This window comes from Kitasatospora sp. NPDC002522 (assembly GCF_053595195.1).
The window spans coordinates 54,991-73,999 of record NZ_JBSFXE010000027.1 but is presented as its reverse complement, the minus strand read 5'-3'; the positions used below and the strand labels follow the sequence as shown (position 1 = coordinate 73,999).

18 protein-coding genes and 1 pseudogene are annotated in these 19,009 nt (G+C 72.5%); 6 read left to right on the top strand and 13 right to left on the bottom strand.

Features of this window, described 5'->3' with window-relative positions:
* The first annotated feature begins 19 nt into the window (after positions 1-19).
* Complete coding sequence (locus tag ACWD4U_RS22685; RefSeq protein WP_363454932.1) at positions 20-919, top strand: hypothetical protein; 900 nt, start codon at positions 20-22, stop codon at positions 917-919.
* 29 nt (positions 920-948) lie between these two features.
* On the opposite strand, the gene ACWD4U_RS22680 is transcribed toward ACWD4U_RS22685, so the two are convergent.
* The 8 genes from ACWD4U_RS22680 to ACWD4U_RS22645 all read right to left on the bottom strand — a co-directional run bounded on the left by ACWD4U_RS22680 (position 949) and on the right by ACWD4U_RS22645 (position 9,028).
* Positions 949-1,635, bottom strand: coding sequence for a spermidine synthase family protein (locus ACWD4U_RS22680; RefSeq protein ID WP_363454934.1), 687 nt, complete (start codon positions 1,633-1,635; stop codon positions 949-951).
* Between the two features lie 57 nt (positions 1,636-1,692).
* A complete protein-coding gene (locus tag ACWD4U_RS22675) occupies positions 1,693-2,550 on the bottom strand; it encodes an amino acid ABC transporter permease (RefSeq protein WP_363454937.1) in 858 nt (285 codons plus the stop codon).
* Positions 2,547-3,191, bottom strand: a complete 645-nt coding sequence (locus tag ACWD4U_RS22670) for an amino acid ABC transporter permease (protein ID WP_363454940.1) — start codon at positions 3,189-3,191, stop codon at positions 2,547-2,549. Before ACWD4U_RS22670 ends, ACWD4U_RS22675 begins: the two co-directional genes overlap by 4 nt.
* An 11-nt stretch (positions 3,192-3,202) precedes the next feature.
* Entirely contained in the window at positions 3,203-4,096 is an 894-nt protein-coding gene (locus ACWD4U_RS22665; protein WP_363454943.1) for a glutamate ABC transporter substrate-binding protein, read from the bottom strand.
* 9 nt (positions 4,097-4,105) lie between these two features.
* Positions 4,106-4,834, bottom strand: a complete 729-nt coding sequence (locus ACWD4U_RS22660) for an amino acid ABC transporter ATP-binding protein (RefSeq protein WP_449787276.1) — start codon at positions 4,832-4,834, stop codon at positions 4,106-4,108.
* A 32-nt stretch (positions 4,835-4,866) separates the two neighbouring features.
* Complete coding sequence (locus tag ACWD4U_RS22655; RefSeq protein ID WP_363454949.1) at positions 4,867-5,118, bottom strand: LapA family protein; 252 nt, start codon at positions 5,116-5,118, stop codon at positions 4,867-4,869.
* 141 nt (positions 5,119-5,259) lie between these two features.
* Positions 5,260-7,020, bottom strand: a complete 1,761-nt coding sequence (locus ACWD4U_RS22650; RefSeq protein WP_363455118.1) for an ABC transporter ATP-binding protein — start codon at positions 7,018-7,020, stop codon at positions 5,260-5,262.
* Between the two features lie 106 nt (positions 7,021-7,126).
* Positions 7,127-9,028 (bottom strand): ABC transporter ATP-binding protein, encoded by a 1,902-nt coding sequence (locus tag ACWD4U_RS22645; RefSeq protein WP_363454951.1) that lies wholly within the window; start codon positions 9,026-9,028, stop codon positions 7,127-7,129.
* 388 nt (positions 9,029-9,416) lie between these two features.
* Between ACWD4U_RS22645 and ACWD4U_RS22640 the strand changes: the two genes are divergently transcribed.
* Complete coding sequence (locus tag ACWD4U_RS22640) at positions 9,417-10,283, top strand: aldo/keto reductase (protein ID WP_363454954.1); 867 nt, start codon at positions 9,417-9,419, stop codon at positions 10,281-10,283.
* Positions 10,284-10,429: 146 nt separating this feature from the next.
* Here the strand turns inward: ACWD4U_RS22640 and ACWD4U_RS22635 are convergent, their stop codons facing one another.
* Entirely contained in the window at positions 10,430-11,230 is an 801-nt protein-coding gene (locus ACWD4U_RS22635) for a MarR family winged helix-turn-helix transcriptional regulator (protein WP_363454957.1), read from the bottom strand.
* Positions 11,231-11,726: 496 nt separating this feature from the next.
* On the opposite strand from ACWD4U_RS22635, the gene fabG reads away from it, so the two are divergent.
* The 3 genes and pseudogenes from fabG to ACWD4U_RS22620 all read left to right on the top strand — a co-directional run.
* Positions 11,727-12,512, top strand: coding sequence for a 3-oxoacyl-ACP reductase FabG (fabG, locus tag ACWD4U_RS22630; RefSeq protein ID WP_363454960.1), 786 nt, complete (start codon positions 11,727-11,729; stop codon positions 12,510-12,512).
* Positions 12,513-12,660: 148 nt separating this feature from the next.
* Complete coding sequence (locus tag ACWD4U_RS22625) at positions 12,661-12,852, top strand: hypothetical protein (RefSeq protein ID WP_363454963.1); 192 nt, start codon at positions 12,661-12,663, stop codon at positions 12,850-12,852.
* A 304-nt stretch (positions 12,853-13,156) separates the two neighbouring features.
* Positions 13,157-13,783 (top strand): annotated as a pseudogene (locus tag ACWD4U_RS22620) (phosphatase PAP2 family protein); the annotation flags it as partial.
* 212 nt (positions 13,784-13,995) lie between these two features.
* Here ACWD4U_RS22620 and ACWD4U_RS22615 read toward each other — a convergent pair.
* A complete protein-coding gene (locus tag ACWD4U_RS22615) occupies positions 13,996-14,181 on the bottom strand; it encodes an I78 family peptidase inhibitor (RefSeq protein WP_363454966.1) in 186 nt (61 codons plus the stop codon).
* Positions 14,182-14,250: 69 nt separating this feature from the next.
* On the opposite strand from ACWD4U_RS22615, the gene ACWD4U_RS22610 reads away from it, so the two are divergent.
* Positions 14,251-14,526, top strand: coding sequence for a DUF6343 family protein (locus tag ACWD4U_RS22610; RefSeq protein WP_363454969.1), 276 nt, complete (start codon positions 14,251-14,253; stop codon positions 14,524-14,526).
* Here ACWD4U_RS22610 and ACWD4U_RS22605 read toward each other — a convergent pair.
* The 3 genes from ACWD4U_RS22605 to hpnH all read right to left on the bottom strand — a co-directional run bounded on the left by ACWD4U_RS22605 (position 14,523) and on the right by hpnH (position 19,009).
* Entirely contained in the window at positions 14,523-15,914 is a 1,392-nt protein-coding gene (locus tag ACWD4U_RS22605; RefSeq protein ID WP_363454972.1) for an aspartate aminotransferase family protein, read from the bottom strand. The genes ACWD4U_RS22610 and ACWD4U_RS22605 overlap by 4 nt on opposite strands.
* Before the next feature lie 22 nt (positions 15,915-15,936).
* Positions 15,937-17,862 carry a 1-deoxy-D-xylulose-5-phosphate synthase gene (gene dxs / locus ACWD4U_RS22600; protein WP_363454975.1) on the bottom strand — a complete coding sequence of 642 codons (1,926 nt, stop codon included), beginning with the start codon at positions 17,860-17,862 and terminating at the stop codon, positions 15,937-15,939.
* Positions 17,863-17,986: 124 nt separating this feature from the next.
* A complete protein-coding gene (hpnH, locus tag ACWD4U_RS22595; protein WP_363454978.1) occupies positions 17,987-19,009 on the bottom strand; it encodes an adenosyl-hopene transferase HpnH in 1,023 nt (340 codons plus the stop codon).

Genomic DNA, 19,009 nt, shown 5'->3' with positions numbered 1-19,009 from the left:
GGGAATCAACCGTGCGCGGGTGATCAGAACGCTGACGTTCTGGCTGCGTCCGGCGTTCGTGCTGCGTGTCGTCGGCCGCTTCCAGCGGATCGCGGGCTTCGACCGCGCGATGGCCCTGGCCTCCGGCGCGCTGACCGCTCTCATCCCGCTCGCGGTGCTGAGCAGCGCGGTCTTCGGCGGTGAGGCCGCGGACCGGATCATCAACCGCTACGGGCTCACCGGCGGGGGTGCCGAGGCGGTCCGGACGGTGTTCTCCGGTGAGGCGGCGAGTGCCGGTGTCGGCGCGTTCGGGACGGTCTTCCTGGCGATCTCGGTGCTGAGCTTCTCCCGGACCATGCAGCGGTTGTTCGAGCAGACCTGGGAACTGAAGCCGCTCGGTGTGCGCAACACCCGCAACGGCCTGTGGTGGGTCTGCGCGCTCAGCTTCTACAGCGCGGTGATCGGGTGGCTCTACGTGACCCTGGGCGGCGGACGCCTCGGACTGGCGGCCGCGGTGTGCGAAGTGCCGGTCACCGCGGCCTTCCTCACCCTGAGCGGCCGGCTCCTCTCCGCGAAGCGGCTCACCGCGACGGTCCTGCTCCCCTTCGCGCTCTGCGCCGCCGTCCTGACCGCGGCCTATTCGGTGGTCGCGACCGTCTACCTGCCCCGCCTGTTCAACTCCTACGCCTCGCACTACGGCGCGGCGGGCGCGGTCTTCGGGATGGCGTCGGTCCTGTTCGGCGCCATGATCCTGCTCGTCGCGTCGGCGGCCCTGGGGCGCGAGGTGCGCGAGGAGCTCGTCCGGATCCGCCACGGCCGACGGCCGTCCCAGGACGAGGTCCGCCGCCAGTGGGACGCCATCGTCGAACAGACGCGCTCCCGGTGGCGCACCGTACGCAAGCAGGCCCCGCACCACCAACCCGAGGACTCCGACCGGTGAAGGGGCCGCGGCGTCGGCTTGACGTGGCGTCAGGTTCGGCGGGCCAGGTGGACGACGTCCGGTGCGCCGCGCTCCACCGCGACCTCCTCGGTGCGCACCCCGCCGAACCCGGCGTCCCGCAGCGCCTGTTCGAAGGCGGCGGAGGGCCGGGCGCTCCACACCGCGAGGACCCCGCCGGCGTGGAGGCGCTCGGCTGCGGCGGCCAGGCCGGCCGGGCCGTACAGGCCGGAGTTGTCCTCGGTGACGGTCCAGTCCGGGCCGTTGTCGATGTCGAGGCAGAGCGCGTCGTAGCGCGCGCCGGGCGCGGCGAGGTGGGCGAGCAGGTCGGCGTGCAGCACCTCGACCCGGGGGTCGGCCAGCGCCCCGGCGGAGACGGCGGCGAGCGGGCCGGTGCGGTGCCAGTCGATGATCGCGCCCTCGCGCTCCACCACGGCGATCCGCGACCAGCGCGGCTCGGCGACGGCGTACGCCAGCGAGAAGCCGACGCCGAGTCCGCCGATCAGCACGCTCGGCCGCTCGACGGCCAACTCGTCCAGTGCGGCCTGCACCAGTAACCGTTCGGAGCGCCCGTCGGCGGTGTCCATCAGGAAGCACCCGTTGGCGATGATCTCGAAGTGCGCCCCGCGACGTCGCAGCGCCACCTCGCCGTACGGGCCGTCCCGACGGTCGATCAGTTCGGCCTCGGCCAGGTCCTCGCGGCTCGGCAGCACGGACATCCGGGACCTCCTGATGGCATCGGTCGTAGACCATCCGACCCTAGCCGATCGGTGGTGCTACCCCTGGGCATCCACCACCGGGCCGACCTCGGCGACCGGCGCGCCGCCCTTCACCTTGGGGCTGCGCCGACCGCGCCGCTCCAGCCACTTGGCCAGCCAGGAGAGCAGCAGACACATCCCGATGTAGATCGGCGCGATGACCATGACCACCGGGATGAACGGCAGGTCGTAGTCGAGGTTGGTGGCGATCAACTTCCCGGCGTGCAGGAACTCCTCATAGGTGATCAGGAAGCCCAGCGAGGTGTCCTTCAGCGCGACCACCAGCTGGCTGACGATGGTCGGCAGCATCGCCCGGTTCGCCTGCGGCACCAGCACGTACGCCATGACCTGGGTCTTGCGCATGCCCAGCGCGTACGCCGCCTCCTTCTGTCCGCGGGGCACGGCCAGCACGCCGGCCCGGAACACCTCGGCCAGCACCGAGCCGTTGTAGAGGGTGAGTCCGGCGACCAGGGCCCACAGCGGTTCGACCTTGAGCGCGACGAAGATGAAGAAGATCATCACCAGCAGCGGCATGGCCCGGAAGAACTCCACCACCACGGTGGACACCCAGCGCACCGCCCGGTGGTCGGAGAGCCGGCCGGCGGCGAACAGCGCGCCGAAGGGGAGCGCGAACAGGACCGTCCAGCCGAAGGCCTTCAGGGTGTTGCCGAGGCCGTGCAGCAGCAGCCGCTGAACGCCCTTGTACTGGAAGGGCGTCCACTTCTCGTAGGTGAACTGGTCGGTGTGGAACAGCATGTAGACCACCCAGCCGACCAGCGCGGCGATCGCCAGCAGCGCCGCCACCCCGTACAGCCGGTGCCGGGCCAGCGCCTTGGGGCCGGGGACGTCGTACAGCGCGGAGGACTCCACCGTCATCGGGACACCGCCACCCGTCGCTCCAGCAGGTTGAACAGGGCGCTGATCGCCAGGGTGATGATCAGGTAGCCGACCGCGATCCAGACGAAGGTCCAGACGATGCTGTAGCCCAGTTCGTTGATGGTCCGGTAGGTGCCGAGCAGCTCGACCACGCTGAACGAGCCGGCGATCGCGGTGTTCTTCGCCAGCGCGATCATCACACTGCCCAGTGGCGCGACCACCGAGCGGTACGCCTGCGGCAGCACCACCACGGACAGCGTCTGACTGAACGTCATGCCCAGGCTGCGGGCCGCCTCGCCCTGCCCGGCCGGCACCGTGTTCACCCCGGAGCGCAGCACCTCGCAGACGAACGCCGAGGTGTAGCAGCCCAGCGCCAGCACGGCGAAGGTGAAGAACGGCAGCGTGATGTCGAAGCGCGGCAGGCCCAGCACCACGATGAAGAACAGCAGCGTCAGCGGGGTGTTGCGCAGCACCGTCACCCACCCGGTGCCGAACGCCCGCAGCGGCCGCACCGGCGAGACCCGGAAGCCCGCCGTCACCACCCCGAGCACCAGCGCCAGCGCCGCGCTGACCAGGGTCAGCCAGAGCGTCCCGAGGAAGCCGTGCCAGTAGGTGGACCAGTTGTCGACCAGGACCTTCATGCGCCGCCTCCCTACTGGTACCGGTCGATCGGGGGCGGCTGCGGCGCCGGCACCCCGGACAGGCCGAGGGTGGCGTCGTACGCCTTCCTCCAGTCGCCGTTCGCCTCGTGCCGCTGGAGTGCGTCGTCCAGCGCGAGGCGCAGCACGGTGTCGCCCTTGGGCACCCCGATGCCGTACGGCTCGGTGGAGAACGGCTGCCCGGCGATCTTCAACTCGTCCGGGACCTTCGCCGCGTAGCCCTGCAGGATCGCGTTGTCGGTGGTCACCGCGTCGACCTGACTGCTGATCAGGTTGTCCACGCAGGCCGAATAGGTGTCGTAGCCGATCAGCTTCGCCTTCGGGTAGTCCTTCTGGATCCGCTGGAAGGGGGTGGACCCGGCCGCCGAGCAGACCTTGCGCCCGGCCAGGTCCTGCGGCCCGTTGATCTTGTCCTCGTTGTGCCGGACCAGCAGGCTCTGCCCGGCGATGAAGTACGGGCCCGCGAAGCCGACCAGCTTCTTGCGGTTGTCGTTGATGGTGTAGGTGCCGACGTAGTAGTCGACCTGGCCGTTCTGCAGCGCCGTCTCCCGGTTGGCCGAGGCGATCGTGCGGAACTCGATCCGGTCGGGCGGGAAGCCGAGGTCGGCGCCGACCATCTTGGCGATCTCGATGTCGAAGCCGGAGTAGACGCCGGTCGCCGGATTCTTCTGCCCCAGGTACGGCTGGTCCTCCTTGGCGCCGACGACCAGGTGGCCGCGTGCCCGGGCCGCGTCCAGGGTCGGCGAGCCGCTGACCGTGTCGCTGCTCCGGACCTGGTAGCTGGGCAGGGCGCTGGGCTGCGGGCCCTTCGGCGGCGGGGTGCCCTCCTTGCCGCAGCCGGCCAGCACGGCGAGCAGCGCCAGCGCCGGCAGTACGTACCGTCTCACCGCGCCGCCTCAGTGCTTCAGGATCTTGGACAGGAAGTCCCTGGCCCGCTCGCTGCGCGGGTTCGCGAAGAACTCCTCGGGGACGCGGTCCTCGACGATCCGCCCGTCTGCCATGAACACCACGCGGTTGGCGGAGGCCCGGGCGAAGCCCATCTCGTGGGTGACCACCACCATCGTCATCCCCTCGGCGGCCAGCGAGCGCATCACCTCCAGCACCTCGTTGATCATCTCGGGGTCGAGGGCGGAGGTCGGCTCGTCGAACAGCAGCGCCTTGGGGTCCATCGCCAGCGCCCGGGCGATCGCCACCCGCTGCTGCTGGCCGCCGGACAGCTGCGCCGGGTACTTCTCCGCGTGCGCCGACAGCCCCACCCGCTCCAGCAGCGCCCGGCCCTTCGTCTCGGCCTCCGCCCGGCCCCGCCCGCGGACCTTGATCTGAGCCAGCGTCACGTTCTGCAGCACCGTCTTGTGCGCGAACAGGTTGAAGGACTGGAAGACCATCCCCACCTCGGCCCGCAGCTTCGCCAGGCCCTTGCCCTCCGCGGGCAGCGGCTCGCCGTCGATCCGGATGCTGCCGCTCTCCACCGGCTCCAGCCGGTTGATCGCCCGGCACAGCGTGGACTTCCCCGATCCGGACGGCCCGATCACCACCACGACCTCGCCGCGCCCCACCGTCAGGTCGATGTCCCGCAGCACGTGCAACTCGCCGAAGTGCTTGTTGACCGCGCGCAGCTCGATCAGCGGCGCGAAGCCCGCCGCCTCCTGCGGGACCGTCACTTGCTGCGCCGCCCCTTCAGCAGCCAGCCCAGTGCCATGCCGGCCAGCAGCGTCGCCAGCAGCGCGATCCACAGCGGGCTGGTGACGGTGAACACCCAGAACTGGATCTTCACCCGTTCCAGGTTGGCGAACAGGAACCAGATCGCCAACACCGTGATCGCGCCGATCGCGAGGTACCGGGTCGGGATGCCCGCGATCTCACTGCGCTGACCGGAGCCTGACTGGAAACCACCGGATGTCTTGGTCACCACCGCAGTCTGCGCCCGCCCCGCCGCCCGCCGCCCGCGCCACCCCCGCCGCCCGGGCCCCATTCACCCGTCCGCGCCACCGGCGGCGGCCCGGGCGGCCGCTGACCGTCGCCGGGTCAGCAGCCGCCCGGGCCGGTGCGGCTACCGTTCGTCCCGCCAGGACCGCCACAGCGCCGCGTACGGACCGCCCGAGGCGACCAGCTCCGGGTGCGGGCCGTACTCGGTGATCCGGCCCTGCTCGACCACCGCGATCACGTCGGCGTCGTGCGCGGTGTGCAGCCGGTGCGCGATCGCCACCACCGTGCGGCCCGCCAGCACCCGGGAGAGCGAGCGCTCCAGGTGCCGGGCCGCCCGCGGGTCGAGCAGCGAGGTCGCCTCGTCCAGCACCAGGGTGTGCGGGTCGGCCAGCACCAGCCGGGCCAGCGCGAGCTGCTGCGCCTGAGCGGGCGTCAGTGCCGCGCCGCCGGAGCCGACCTCGGTGTCCAGCCCGTCCGGCAGCGCGTCCGCCCACTCGTCGGCGTCCACCGCGGTGAGCGCGGCGCGCAGCTCGGTGTCGTCGGCCTCCGCCCTGGCCAGCCGCAGGTTGTCGCGCAGGGTGCCGACGAAGACGTGGTGCTCCTGGTTGACCAGCGCCACCTCGGTGCGCACCCGCTCGGCGGGCATCCGGGACAGCTGCGCCCCGCCGAGGGTGACCCGGCCGCGGCCCGGGGCGTAGATCCCGGCCAGCAGCCGCCCGAGCGTGGACTTGCCCGCGCCCGACGGGCCGACCAGCGCGACCCGGCTGCCCGGCTCCACCTCCAGCGTGATCTCGCGCAGCACGTCGGTGCCCTCGCGGTAGCCGAAGCTCACGTCGACCGCCTCGACCCGGCGGCCGTCCGGCCGCAGCGCCTCGTCGGTGTCCGGCTCGGCGACCTCCCGCACCCCGACCAGCCGGGCCAGCGAGGTCTGCCCGATCTGCAGCTCGTCGTACCAGCGCAGGAGGCGCGACACCGGGTGGACCAGCGCCTGCGCGTACAGCACCCCGGTGGTGAGGCGGCCGGGGGTGATCCAGCCGTGGATCGCGAACAGCCCGCCCAGCACCAGGGTGCCGAGCACCGCCAGCGCGTAGGTGCCGTCCACCGTCGGGAACCAGATGCTGCGCAGCCACAGGGTGTAGCGCTCCCACTGGATCCACTCGCGGATCTTCCGGTCCGTCAGCGCCACCCGCTGGTCGCCGAGGCGCAGCGTCTCGACCGTCCGGCCGGCGTCGACCGTCTCGGCCAGCGCCGTGTTCACCGCCGCGTACCCCGCCGACTCGTGGCGGTAGGACTCCGGGGCCCGCCGGAAGTACCAGCGGGAGGTGATCAGCAGCAGCGGGAGGCCGAACACGGCGGTGGCGGCCAGCAGCGGCGAAGTGACCACCAGCGCGCCGAGCACCAGCACCACCGAGACCGTCGCGACCACGAGTTCGGGCACCGCGTCGCGGATCGAGCGGGCCAGCCGGTCGATGTCGGTGGTGCCGCGGGAGACCAGGTCGCCGGTGCCGGCCCGCTCCAGGACGCCGAGCGGCAGCGCGACCGAGCGGACCAGGAAGTCCTCCCGCAGGTCGGCCAGCACCTCCTCGCCGAGGATGCTGCCGCGCAGCAGCGACAGCCCGGTGAACAGCGTCTGCACCAGCAGCGCCGCCAGGTACCAGCCGACCGCGGCGGCGATCTGCCCGCCCCCGCCGCCGGTGGACAGCGACTCCACCAGCGACCCCAGCAGCGCGGGCCCGACCAGCCCGGCGACGGTGGCCGTCCCGTGCAGCGCCACCACACCGGCCAGCCCGCGCCGGTGACGCCGCGCCAGCATCCGCCCGTACTCCCGTACCGCGCGGGTCGAACCGACCGGCAGGGTGGTCGCCGGCCCCTGCTCCTTGATCATGGGGGGCTTCACAGCACGCTCCTCGGACGAGTCGGGTGGGTCGGGCAGGTCGGGTGGACCCGGCGGCGGGCGGCGGCGGGTGACGTTCCGCGGACGGGGGTGGGCGTCATGCGCAGCCTCCGGGAGCGGTCGGGGTGATCGGGGCGGTCGGGAACAGGGGGACGGTCGGTGCGGGCAGCGCGGGCTCGGAGGCGGCAGCTGACGGATCGTCAGCCGCCGCCTCCTCGCGGGTGACGATCGCCCGGTAGCGCCCGTCCTGGGCCATCAGGGAGCGGTGGGTGCCGGTGGCCACCACCGCGCCGTCCTGGACCAGCAGCACCGCGTCCGCCTGGTCGAGCAGCAGCGGACTGGTGGCGAACACGACCGTGGTGCGGCCGCCCCGGAGCTTGCGGAGGTTGACGGCGATGCGGGACTCGGTGTGGGCGTCGACCGCGCTGGTGGGCTCGTCGAGGACGAGTACGGGCGGGTCGGCGACCAGCGAGCGGGCCAGGGCCAGGCGCTGGCGCTGGCCGCCGGAGAGGGAGCGGCCGCGCTCGGTGATCCTGGCCGCCATCGGGTCGCCCGCGCACTCGGGCGAGCCGTCGACCAGGGCCTCCAGCGCGTCCTCGGCCCGGGCGGCGGCCAGCGCCTCCGCGGTGCCGACCCGGCCGGAGCGCGGCACGTCCAGCAGCTCGGCGAGCGAGCCCGAGAGCAGCACCGGCTCCTTGTCGTGCACCAGGACGGCCGCCCTGGCCGCCGCCAACGACACCGCGTCCAGCTCCAGACCTCCGAGCCGCGCGGAGGCCACGGGCTGCGCGCCCTCGGCGAGCGCCGGTTGCCCGCCCAGCCGGGCGGCCAACTCGCCCGCCACGTCCGGATCGCCGCACACCACGGCGGTCAGCAGTCCGGCCCGGGCGGTGAGCCTGCTGCTCGGGTCGTGCAGGTCGGACCTGTCTGCGCGGGCCAGCAGCTCCGACGAGGCGTCGGGCGATGCTGACGCTCCGTCACCCTCCGTTCGTGTCGGATCGGCCGAGGACCGCTGCAGCGACAGCACCCGCACCGCGCGGCCCGCCGAGACCCGCGCCACGCTCCAGGCGTGCGCGGCCTCGCCCAGCACCCGCAGCGGCGCGGCCAGGAAGGCCGTCGCGCCGTAGACCGAGATCAGCTCGCCGACCCCGATCCGGCCGCTGAGCGCGAGGTGTGCGCCGTACCAGGTGACACCGATGACGAACAGGCCTGGCAGCAGCACCTCCTGGGACTGCATCAGCGCCCAGGTGCGGGCGGTGCGCACGGCGGCGGTGCGGACCTTCTGCGAGGCGGTGCGGTAGCGCTCCAGGAAGAGCTCCTCGCCGCCGATGCCGCGCAGCACCCGCAGCCCGGCCACCGTGTCGGCGGCCAGCTCGGACGCCTTGCCGCCGAGCGCGCGCTGCTCGGTGTACCGCCGCTCGAACGGGCCGAGCAGCGGCCAGACCGCGGCGGCCAGCACCGGCACGCCGAGCAGGACGGCGAGACCGAGGCCGGGCTGCCAGAACAGCACCACCAGGCTGACGCCGAGCCAGGCGAGCACCGCGCCGTACAGCCGGGCGGTGAGCTCGACGTACCAGCCGATCTTCTCCACGTCGCCGCTGGAGACGGCGACGATCTCGCCGGTGGCGATCCGGCTGGTCAGCCCGGAGCCCAGCCGGGAGGCCTGACGGGCCACCAGCTGCCGGACCTGGGACGCGGCCTGGATCCAGTTCCAGACCACCTGGCGGTGCAGCAGCACCGTCATCCCGGCCTGGCAGGCGGAGAGCAGCAGGGCGAGCCCGCCGGCGGCGAGCAGCGCGCCCGGGTCGCCGTCGACCACGGCCTGGACGCCCCGGCCGATCGCCACCGGGAGGGCGGCCAGGCAGCCGAGTTCCAGCAGGCTCCACAGGGTGGCGAGCAACTGCCCGCGGCGTTGGCTGCGTTGGAGCCAGCGCAGGAACGCCAGCGGGGAGGTGAGGTCGGGGCTGCCGGGATCGGGCAGCGGGAGGGGCCTGAGCGGCATGGTCGCTCCGTTGCGGGGGTGAGTCGGGGCAGGCGGCGACGGCCTGCCGCGCTGGGTGGGGGCGCGGCGGGGCGGGTCGGGGACGGCGGTGCCGTGGACGGACGGGCTCCGCGGCGGGCGGAGGCGGCCGGGGAGCGGAGTCGCGGAGGGGGGCCGGGGCGGGCGGCGGCGCAGCGGCGCGGGGGTGTCAGCTCGTCATGATGGGGAGCCTGACCGCCGGAATGTGACGCACGCAACAGGTTTTCCGACAGATCGGCCCGGTGCGGGAGTCGGCCCTGTCACGGTTCATCCGATCCGGGGATTTTCTCCCGACCGGGAATAGGCCATTGCCGACCCGGGTTGGCCGCCTCTTGGAAACAACCAGCACAACCGAAGGGCACCCCTTCCCGTGACCAGCACTCCCGCAATCCCCTCGATCACGCTCAACAACGGCGTGGAGATCCCGCAGCTCGGCTTCGGCGTCTGGCAGGTGCCGGACGCGGAGGCCGTCCCCGCGGTGCGCACCGCGATCGAGGCCGGCTACCGCTCCATCGACACCGCCGCGATCTACGAGAACGAGGCGGGCACCGGTCAGGCCGTGGCCGAGGCAGGCGTCGACCGCGCCGAGCTGTTCCTCACCACCAAGCTGTGGAACTCCGGCACCCTCGACTGGAACGGCGAGCAGGGCCGCGACCGCGTGCTGCGCGCGTTCGACGAGTCGCTCGGCAAGCTCGGCGTCGACCAGCTGGACCTGTACCTGATCCACTGGCCGCGCCCGATGCACGGCGACAGCTTCCTGAACATCTGGCGCGCCTTCGAGCAGCTGCACGCCGAGGGCCGGGTCCGCGCGATCGGCGTCTCCAACTTCCGCGTCCCGGACCTCGAGCTGCTGCTCAAGGAGACCGACGTGGTGCCGGCGCTGAACCAGATCGAGCTGCACCCGTACTTCCCGCAGGAGGAGCTGCGCGCGCTGCACGCCGCGCACGGCATCGCCACCGAGGCGTGGAGCCCGCTGGGCCAGGGCCGTGACCTGCTGGCCGAGCCCGCGCTGCTGGAGATCGCCGCGAAGCACGGCCGCACGGCCGCCCAGGTGGTGCTGCGCTGGCACCTGCAGAGCGGCGTCATCGCCATCCCGAAGTCGGTCACCCCGGCCCGGATCCGGGAGAACCTGGACGTCACCGGCTTCGAGCTGGACGCCGCGGACCTGGCCGCCATCGCCGGGATCGCCACCGGCAAGCGGATCGGCCCGGACCCGGCCGGCTTCGACTGGAACTGATCCGGCGCCAAGAACCCCCGCAGCACACCGGAGCGGGCCGACACCCTGTCAGGTGTCGGCCCGCTCCGGCGCGTTCCGGGCGGTGCCGCGTTGCCACCCGGATCACGGTCGCCCCCCGAACCGCCGGGCGGCGCGATGCAGAATCGTTACAGCCGTGCCGCCTTCGCGAGCAGCGCCAGCGCCGACGCGTGCTCGTGCGGCTCCAGCGGGGCGAGCAGCGCCTCCTGGACCTCGCGGACCCCGGCGGTGGAGCGGTGCAGCAGCTCCTGGCCGGTCGGGGAGAGCGAGAGCAGGTTGCGGCGCCCGTCCGAGGGGTCGCGACGGCGCAGCACCAGGCCGCGCCGGACCAGCCGGCTGACCATCTCGGCCATCGTCGCCTTGTCCAGCGAGGCCAGTTCGCCGACCGTGCGCTGGTCCGCGCCCGGCTCGGTCTCCAGCGCGTCCAGCACCGCGTACTGAGGAGCCGTCAGCTCGTTGCCGACCTTCTCCGACCAGAGCTTGGTGTGCACCTGCTGGGCCACCCGGATGAGGTAGCCGATGGCGCGCTGGGCGTCCAGCGTCGGCCGGGCGTCGTTCATGACGGCGACCGCGGCCGGCTCCAGCCTGGCTATCCGGGACATCACCCGGACGACCTCCAACTGTTCGTCGGGGCTGAGCGGTTCGAACAGGGTCCGCTGGACGCGGACCACGCCGCCGGTGGCCTCGCGGACGGCCTGAGCGCCGCTCTGCGAGAGCGCCAGCAGCTTGCGGCGGCCGTCGGCGGGGTCGCGGCGGCGGAGCACCAGGCCCCGCCGGACCAGCCGGGCAACCATTTCGGCCATCGTGGCCTTGTCGAGCGAGGCCCGTTCGCCGACCGTGCGCTGGTCGGCTCCGGGCTCCAACGCCAGTACCAGCAGCACCGCGAACTGCGGAGCCGTCAGCTCGGTACCGACGTATTCGGACCACAAGCGGGTGTGCACCTGCTGGGCCACGCGGATGAGGTGACCGGGCGACTGCTGCAGTCGGCCGGGCACGCGGGTCGTCGGGATCTCCCCCAGCACCATGAAATCCGTCCCGGTGTCACGCTCGGGGTGTGTGGGACACCCGAGCGGGGCAGTAACGGCGAGTGAGCATCCCGCTGTGAGGGAGGACGCGCCAGCCGTGCAGCCGGTGGCTGCTGGCGCACACTATACAAACGGTCGGCCTGCGCTGGCAGGTAGGGGCAGATAGTAGTCGCAGGTTCGGTGAAGTTGGCATATTTCTCTCGTATGTCGGGGTCACATCACCCGCTCGGCCGCAGCCCTACCTCACCCTCTGTCACCTGCGGCGCTGCACTCTGGCCCGGAACGCTACCCGCCGGTAGGGTGACGCCCGCAGCGCGCAGCGCAACCCCTGATTCTCATTCGCGGGTCGCCGGCACGTGGCCGGTCCCGTCGTCCGACTTCGAGAGAGACGAGTACGAAGATGACCGAGCAGAGCACGTCCGTGACCGCCGACGCCCCGGTCCGGGTGGCCGTGGTGACGGGTGCGGCGCGTGGGATCGGGGCGGCCACCGCCCTGCGGCTCGCCGCCGACGGCTACGCGGTCGCGGTGGTCGACCTGGAGGAGTCCACCGCCAAGGGCACCGTCGACGCGATCGAGGCGGCGGGCGGACGGGCACTGGCGGTCGGCGCGGACGTGTCGGACGCCGAGCAGGTGCAGGCGGCGGTCGACCGGATCGCCGCCGAGCTGGGCACGCCGGTGGTGCTGGTGAACAACGCGGGCGTGCTCCGCGACAACCTGCTGTTCAAGATGTCCGAGTCGGACTGGGACACCGTCATGAACGTGCACCTCAAGGGCGCCTTCCTGATGACCCGCGCGGTGCAGAAGCACATGGTGGACGCCGGCTTCGGCCGGATCGTCAACCTCTCCTCCTCCTCCGCGCAGGGCAACCGCGGCCAGGCCAACTACTCGGCGGCCAAGGCCGGCCTGCAGGGCTTCACCAAGACCCTGGCGATCGAGCTCGGCAAGTTCGGCATCACCGCCAACGCGGTCGCCCCGGGCTTCATCGCGACCGACATGACCGCGGCCACCGCCGCCCGGGTGGGCATGGAGTTCGAGGCCTTCAAGCAGGCGGCGGCCACCGCGATCCCGGTGGCGCGGGTCGGCGTGCCGGAGGACATCGCGCACACCATCTCCTTCCTCGCCTCCGAGGGCGCCGGCTTCGTCTCCGGCCAGGTGATCTACGTGGCGGGCGGCCCGCTGGACTGATCCCGGCGCGTCGCGGCCCTCGTGGTGCGGAGGGACGGCGGCCGGGGTCACACTCGACTTGCAGTCCTCCCGCCGTCCGACCGGCGGCGGGCGCCCGAACGGAAGGGCCGCGACGGCCCTTCCGGTGCTCCATCCACGGAGGTTCTTGATGACCGGACCCACGGACAGCGACTCCATGCCGACGCCGGACAACCTGCTGCACACCGGGGCCGAGCACCCCGTCGACCCCGAGGACCTGGTGATGGCCTCGGGCCGCACCCCCACGCCGGAGCTCATCGAGAAGGCCAGGCGACAGCTGGAGACGGAGGGCGCGGTGGCCGTCGAGCGGCTGCTGCCCTGACCCCTGCGCCACCCTTCGAAGGGGCGGCCGATTTCCCGGAAGTGACCTGCGTCACCGGAAATCGACCGCCCCTTTCGCGTGCGCACTACCCGTAGGGCAATTGGAGAAACCTGCGGAATACGGCGCGCGGATGCGCCCCCGGGGGCGTGATTTCGCCCACTCGTGCGGCGATTGCCGCGCCACCGTACCGCCCGTGAGCTGCCGTTATGTGGATGCTGCGGACAACGGGTCACCGGCGGGTGACAAGTGCCCGGAATCAGCCGGTCCGCCCGGGGGCAGCCGGTAATGTCGAACCGTGCCAGCCATGCCCGAATCCCTCGAGAAGCGGATATCGACCACCGTGTGCACGGTTCCGGTCCAATCCGACCGCGAATCCGCCACTTCCGTGACCGATTCCGTCCTTCCGCCGATCAGCCGACGGCACGCCGTGCTCTTCGGCCTGACCGGGCTGGTGTACCTGGCCGTGGTGGTCGCCATCCTCTACGACTCCCCGCTGGTCGACCTGGACTGGGCGCTGCAGCAGCTGCGCCCGTACCGGCGCTGGCCGGAGGCGCTGCCGTACCTGGACATCTGGGTGGTCGCCGGGCAGCGCGGGCCGACCGCCATCGCGGCCTGCCTGTGGCTGGGCTGGCGCTGCTACCGGACCCACTCGGCGCGGCCGCTGCTGGTGATGGGGATGGCGCTGTTACTGCTCAACGTCACGGTCGGCGCGGTCAAGATCATCACCGGGCGGCTCGGGCCGCACTACGCGCACTACGTGGGCTCGCCGGAGCTCTTCTCCGGCGGGACCATCTTCCCTTCCGGGCACACCGCCAACGCGGTGGTCACCTGGGGGGTGCTGGCCTACCTGGCGGTCCGCTGGCGCCGGACCGGCGCGGTGCTGGCCGGGCTGACCGCCGCCTCCATCGGACTGACCACGGTCTACCTGGGCACCCACTGGATCTCGGACGTCCTCGCGGGCTGGGCGGCCGGGGCGCTGGTGCTGCTCTCGCTCCCGCTGGCCGAGCCGGCGGTGGCCGCGCTGAACGAGCGGATCACCGAGATCTGGCACCGCGAACGCGACGCGGCCCGCCCCGCGGCCGCCCGGCCGCGCCGGGAGCCGGCCCGGCCGTCGTGGACGACCACCCCGCTGCCGGTCCGCCCTCAGGCCGCCCAGGCCCGTTCGACCTCGCCGTCCCGGACGGTCAGGTTGAGCCGGTCGGACCGGTACTCCATGGTCACCAGCTCGCCGGGGGCCAGCACCCGCACCGTCCGCCAGCCCCGTTCGGCCGCCAGTGCGCGGGCCGGCTCCTCCGGCAGTCCCAGGTAGTCCGCCAGTACGTCGTCCATCGCCGCCTCCCGCTTGCCACCGGTCCTACGCTGAAAGAGTAGGCCGACGACAGCGGGAGGCGGTGTGCGATGCGGCGCGCCAGGACGCCCAGGACGTGGCGGAGCGGGACGGAGCCGGCCACCGCGCGCAGCGATCTGAAGCTCCGGTTCCTGCTGTCGGTGCTGTTCCTGCCGTTCTTCGCCCTGTGCACCGCCGGCTTCGCGGTCTGGGCGGCACTCGCCGCGCCGGACGGCGCGCCCAGCAGCGGGACGCTGACCGTCTTCGCGGTCGGCTGCGGCGTGCTGACGGTGGTGGCGGCGGCCGACCTGTGGGTGGTGGTCCGCCGCCGCCGGACCGAGCTCTAACGACTGCCGACCGCCTGCTTGACCAGGGTGCGGCCGAAGTCCCACATCAGGCCGCTGCCGCGGTGGGCCTCGTCCATCACCTCGGTGAAGGCGTCGACGAAGCGGTCGACCTCCTTCTCGGTGATGATCAGGGGCGGGATCAGCTTGATCACTTCCAGATGGTCGCCGGAGACCTGGGTGAGGATCCGGTGCCGCTGCAGCAGCGGGACCACGACCATCTGCGCGAACAGGCCCTTGCGGGCGGCCTGCAGCGCCGTCCAGCCGGTGCGCAGCTTCAGCGACCTGGGCCGGCCGAACTCGATGCCGATCATCAGCCCGCGGCCGCGCACCTCGGCCAGCAGCTCGTACCGGTCGGTCAGCGCGGCCAGCCGGGAGCGGAACAGCTCGCCGATCCTGGCGGCGTTCTCCACCACGCCCTCCTGCCGCATCACGTGCAGGGTGGCCAGGCCCGCCGCCATCGCCTGGGCGTTGGAGCCGAAGCTGGCGGAGTGCACCAGCACGCGGTCCATCGAGGAGTACACCCTCTCGAAGATCCACGACTTGCCGAGGGTCGCCCCGATCGGGACGTAGCCGCCGGACAGCGCCTTCGCCGCGCAGACCAGGTCGGGCTGGACGCCCTCCTCCGCCTGGTAGGCGAAGAAGGTGCCGGTGCGGCCGACGCCGGTCTGCACCTCGTCGCAGATCAGCAGGGCCTTGTGTTCGTGCAGCAGGGCCTGGGCGGCGGCCAGCCAGCCGGGCGGCGGGGCCAGCACGCCCTTGCCCTGGATCGGCTCCACGATCAGCGCCGCGACGTCGCCCTTCTTCAGCTCGCGCCGCAGCGCGTCCAGGTCGCCGAGCGGGATCGCGGTGTCCGGCAGCAGCGGGTCGAAGCCCTTGCGGAAGCCGCCCTCGCCGTTGACCGACAGCGAGCCCGCGGTCAGCCCGTGGAAGGCGTGGTCGCAGTACAGCACCCGCCGCCGGCCGGTGGCGTACCGGGCGAACTTCAGCGCCGTCTCGACCGCCTCGGTGCCGCTGTTGCCGAAGAACACCCGGTCCAGGCCCGGCGCGTGCGCGATCAGCTGCTCGGCGAGCAGGCCGGGCAGCGGCGAGCAGTCGAAGCGGGTCAGGTCGGCCGTCTCCAGCCGCATCACCTGCTCGATGGTCGCCCGGACGGCGGGGTGGTGCCGGCCGAGCGCGAAGATGCCGAACCCGGCCAGCATGTCCAGGTACTCGTTGCCCTCGGCGTCGTAGAAGTACGGGCCCGCGGCGCGCTCGTAGTACCGGTCGAAGCCGATGGTGTGCAGCATCCGCGGCTGCTGCGGGTTGAGGTAGCGGGCGTGCAGTTCGTAGCGTTCGCCGCCCCGGGCGTCGAGCAGGGCGGCGAGGTCGAGCGGTTCGGCCTGGGTCACGCTGGTTCGCTCCTTGGGTCGGTCACTTGCGCGGCACCCGAGGCCGGTACTCCTCGGCGCCGCTCCGCGTGCCGGGCAGCAGGCGGCGGGCGTAGGCGGCGGTCTGGGCGGCGACGCCGGTGCCGGTGAGTCCGACTTCCTCGAGGATCTCACCGCGCGAGGCGTGCGCCAGGAACTCCTGCGGGATGCCGAGGTCGCGCAGCGGGACGTCCACCTCGGCGTCGCGCATGGCCTGGGCGAGGGCGGCGCCGACGCCGCCGGTGCGGCCGCCGTCCTCGACGGTGACCACCATCCGGTGGGCGGCGGTCAGCGTGACCAGCTGCGGGTCGATCGGCTTGACCCAGCGCGGGTCGACCACGGTGGCGGTGATCCCCTCGGCGGCGAGCAGCGCGGCGGCGTCCAGGCAGGCGGGGGCCATCGCGCCGACGGCGACCAGCAGGACGTCCGGGCTGGGCCCGGTGCGGGCCAGCACGTCGATGCCGCCGATCCGCTCCAACGCCGGTACCGCGGGCCCGAGTTCACCCTTCGGGAAGCGCAGCACGGTGGGCGCGTCGGTGACCTGGACGGCCTCCCGGAGCTGTTCGCGCAGCCGGTCGGCGTCGCGCGGGGCGGCCAGCCGCAGCCCGGGGACGACCTGCAGGATCGACAGGTCCCACATGCCGTTGTGCGAGGCCCCGTCGTTCCCGGTCACCCCGGCCCGGTCGAGCACGAAGGTGACGCCGAGCCGGTGCAGCGCGACGTCCATCAGGACCTGGTCGAAGGCCCGGTTGAGGAAGGTGGCGTACACCGCGACCACCGGGTGCAAACCGCCGGTGGCCAGGCCCGCGGCGGAGGCCACCGCGTGCTGCTCGGCGATCCCGACGTCGTAGATCCGGTCGGGGTACGCCCGCGCGAACGGCCCGAGTCCGACCGGCTGCAGCATCGCCGCGGTCACCCCGACCACGTCCGGCCGCTCCGCGCCGATGGCGAGCATCTCCTGGCCGAAGGCGGAGGTCCAGGAGACCCCCGCGGACGGGGAGATCGGCAGGCAGGTGTACGGGTCGATCGGGTTCACGGCGTGGAAGCGGTCGGCCTCGTCCTGCTCGGCGGGCCGGTAGCCGCGGCCCTTGACGGTCAGGCAGTGCACGATGACCGGGCCGCCGAAGTGCCGGGCCTGGCGCAGCGCCTGTTCGACGGCGGCAATGTCGTGGCCGTCGATCGGGCCGAGGTACTTCAGGCCCAGGTCCTCGAACATGCCCTGCGGCGCGAAAGCGTCCTTGAAGCCCTTCTTGGCGCCGTGCAGCGCGTCGAACAGCGGCGGGCCGACCACGGGGGTGCGCTGCAGGGCGTCCTTGCCCCAGGACAGGAAGCGCTCGTAGCCGCGGGTGGTGCGCAGGGTGGCCAGGTGGTGGGCGAGGCCGCCGATGGTGCGGGCGTAGGAGCGCTCGTTGTCGTTGACCACGATGACCAGCGGGCGGTCCTGCGCCTCGGCGATGTTGTTGAGCGCCTCCCAGGCCATGCCGCCGGTGAGCGCGCCGTCGCCGATCACCGCGACGGTGCAGCGGTCCACGCCGAGCAGCTGGTTGGCCTTGGCGATGCCGTCGGCGTAGCCGAGCGCGGTGGAGGCGTGCGAGTTCTCGATCAGGTCGTGCGGGGACTCGGCGCGCGAGGGGTAGCCGGAGAGCCCGTCCTTGGCGCGCAGCCGGGAGAAGTCCTGACGGCCGGTGAGCAGCTTGTGCACGTACGCCTGGTGGCCGGTGTCCCAGAGGATCCGGTCGTGCGGGGAGTCGAAGACCCGGTGCAGGGCGATGCTGAGCTCCACCACGCCGAGGTTCGGGCCGAGGTGGCCGCCGGTGCGGGTGACCGCGTCGATCAGGAAGTCGCGGATCTCGTCGGCGAGGATCGGCAGCTGCCCGGTGTGCAGTCGTCTGAGGTCGGCGGGCCCGGTGATCTGGCTCAGCAGTGGCATGGCGTGCACCTCACGGCTGTCTCGGTTGCGTGGACTGTCGGAGTCCAGCCTGCGGCCCTGCGGTCGCGGTCGCCTGTCGACACCCGGCCGCCCGCGACGTGGCGGGCGGCCCGGTGACGGGGGGTCAGGCCTTGGGGGCGGCGAGGGTCTCGCGGGCGGCGCGGATGGACTCCTTGAGGGAGCCCATGGTGGCGAGGACGGCGGTGGGCTCGTAGCCGCAGTGGGCCATGCAGTTCTCGCAGCGCGGGTCGCGGCCGCGGCCGTACTTGTCCCAGTCGGTCTTCTCGATCAGCTCGCGGTAGGTGGGGACGTAGCCGTCGGACATCAGGTAGCAGGGGCGCTGCCAGCCGAACAGCGAGTAGTTGGGGATGCCCCAGGCGGTGCACTCGAAGTCGACCTTGCCCTCCAGGAAGTCCAGGAAGAGCGGGCTGTGGTTGAGGCGCCAGCGCCGGCGGTTGCCGCCGCCGAAGGACTTGCGGAAGAGCTCGCGGGTCTGCTCGACGCCGAGGAAGTGCTCCTGGTCGGGGGCCTTCTCGTAGGCGTAGGCCGGGGAGATCATCATCTCGTCGACCTTCAGCTCGTCGTTCAGGAAGTCCAGGACCTCGATCACGGTCTGCGGGGTGTCGGTGTTGAAGAAGGTCGAGTTGGTGGTGACCCGGAAGCCGCGCCGCTTGGCCTCCTTGATCGCCTCCACCGCCTCGTCGAAGGTGCCCTCCTTGGCCACCGAGGCGTCGTGCCGCTCGCGCAGGCCGTCGATGTGAACCGCGAAGGTGAAATACGGCGAAGGGGTGAACTTGTCGAGGTTCTTGCGCAGCAGCAGCGCGTTGGTGCACAGGAAGATGTACTTGCGGCGGGCCACCAGCTGCCGGACGATCTCGTCGATCTGCGGGTGCATCAGCGGCTCGCCGCCCGCGATGGAGACCATCGGGGCCCCGCACTCCAGGACCGCGCCGACCGCCTGGGCGACCGGCATCCGCTGCTTGAGGACACCCGCGGGGTGCTGGATCTTGCCGCAGCCCTCGCACTTCAGGTTGCAGGCGAACAGCGGCTCCAGCTCGACGATCAGCGGGAACTTGTCCCGGCGGCGCAGTTTCTGCTCCATGAGGTAGGTGGATACGCGGATGGTCTGACGCAGCGGCATGGCCAT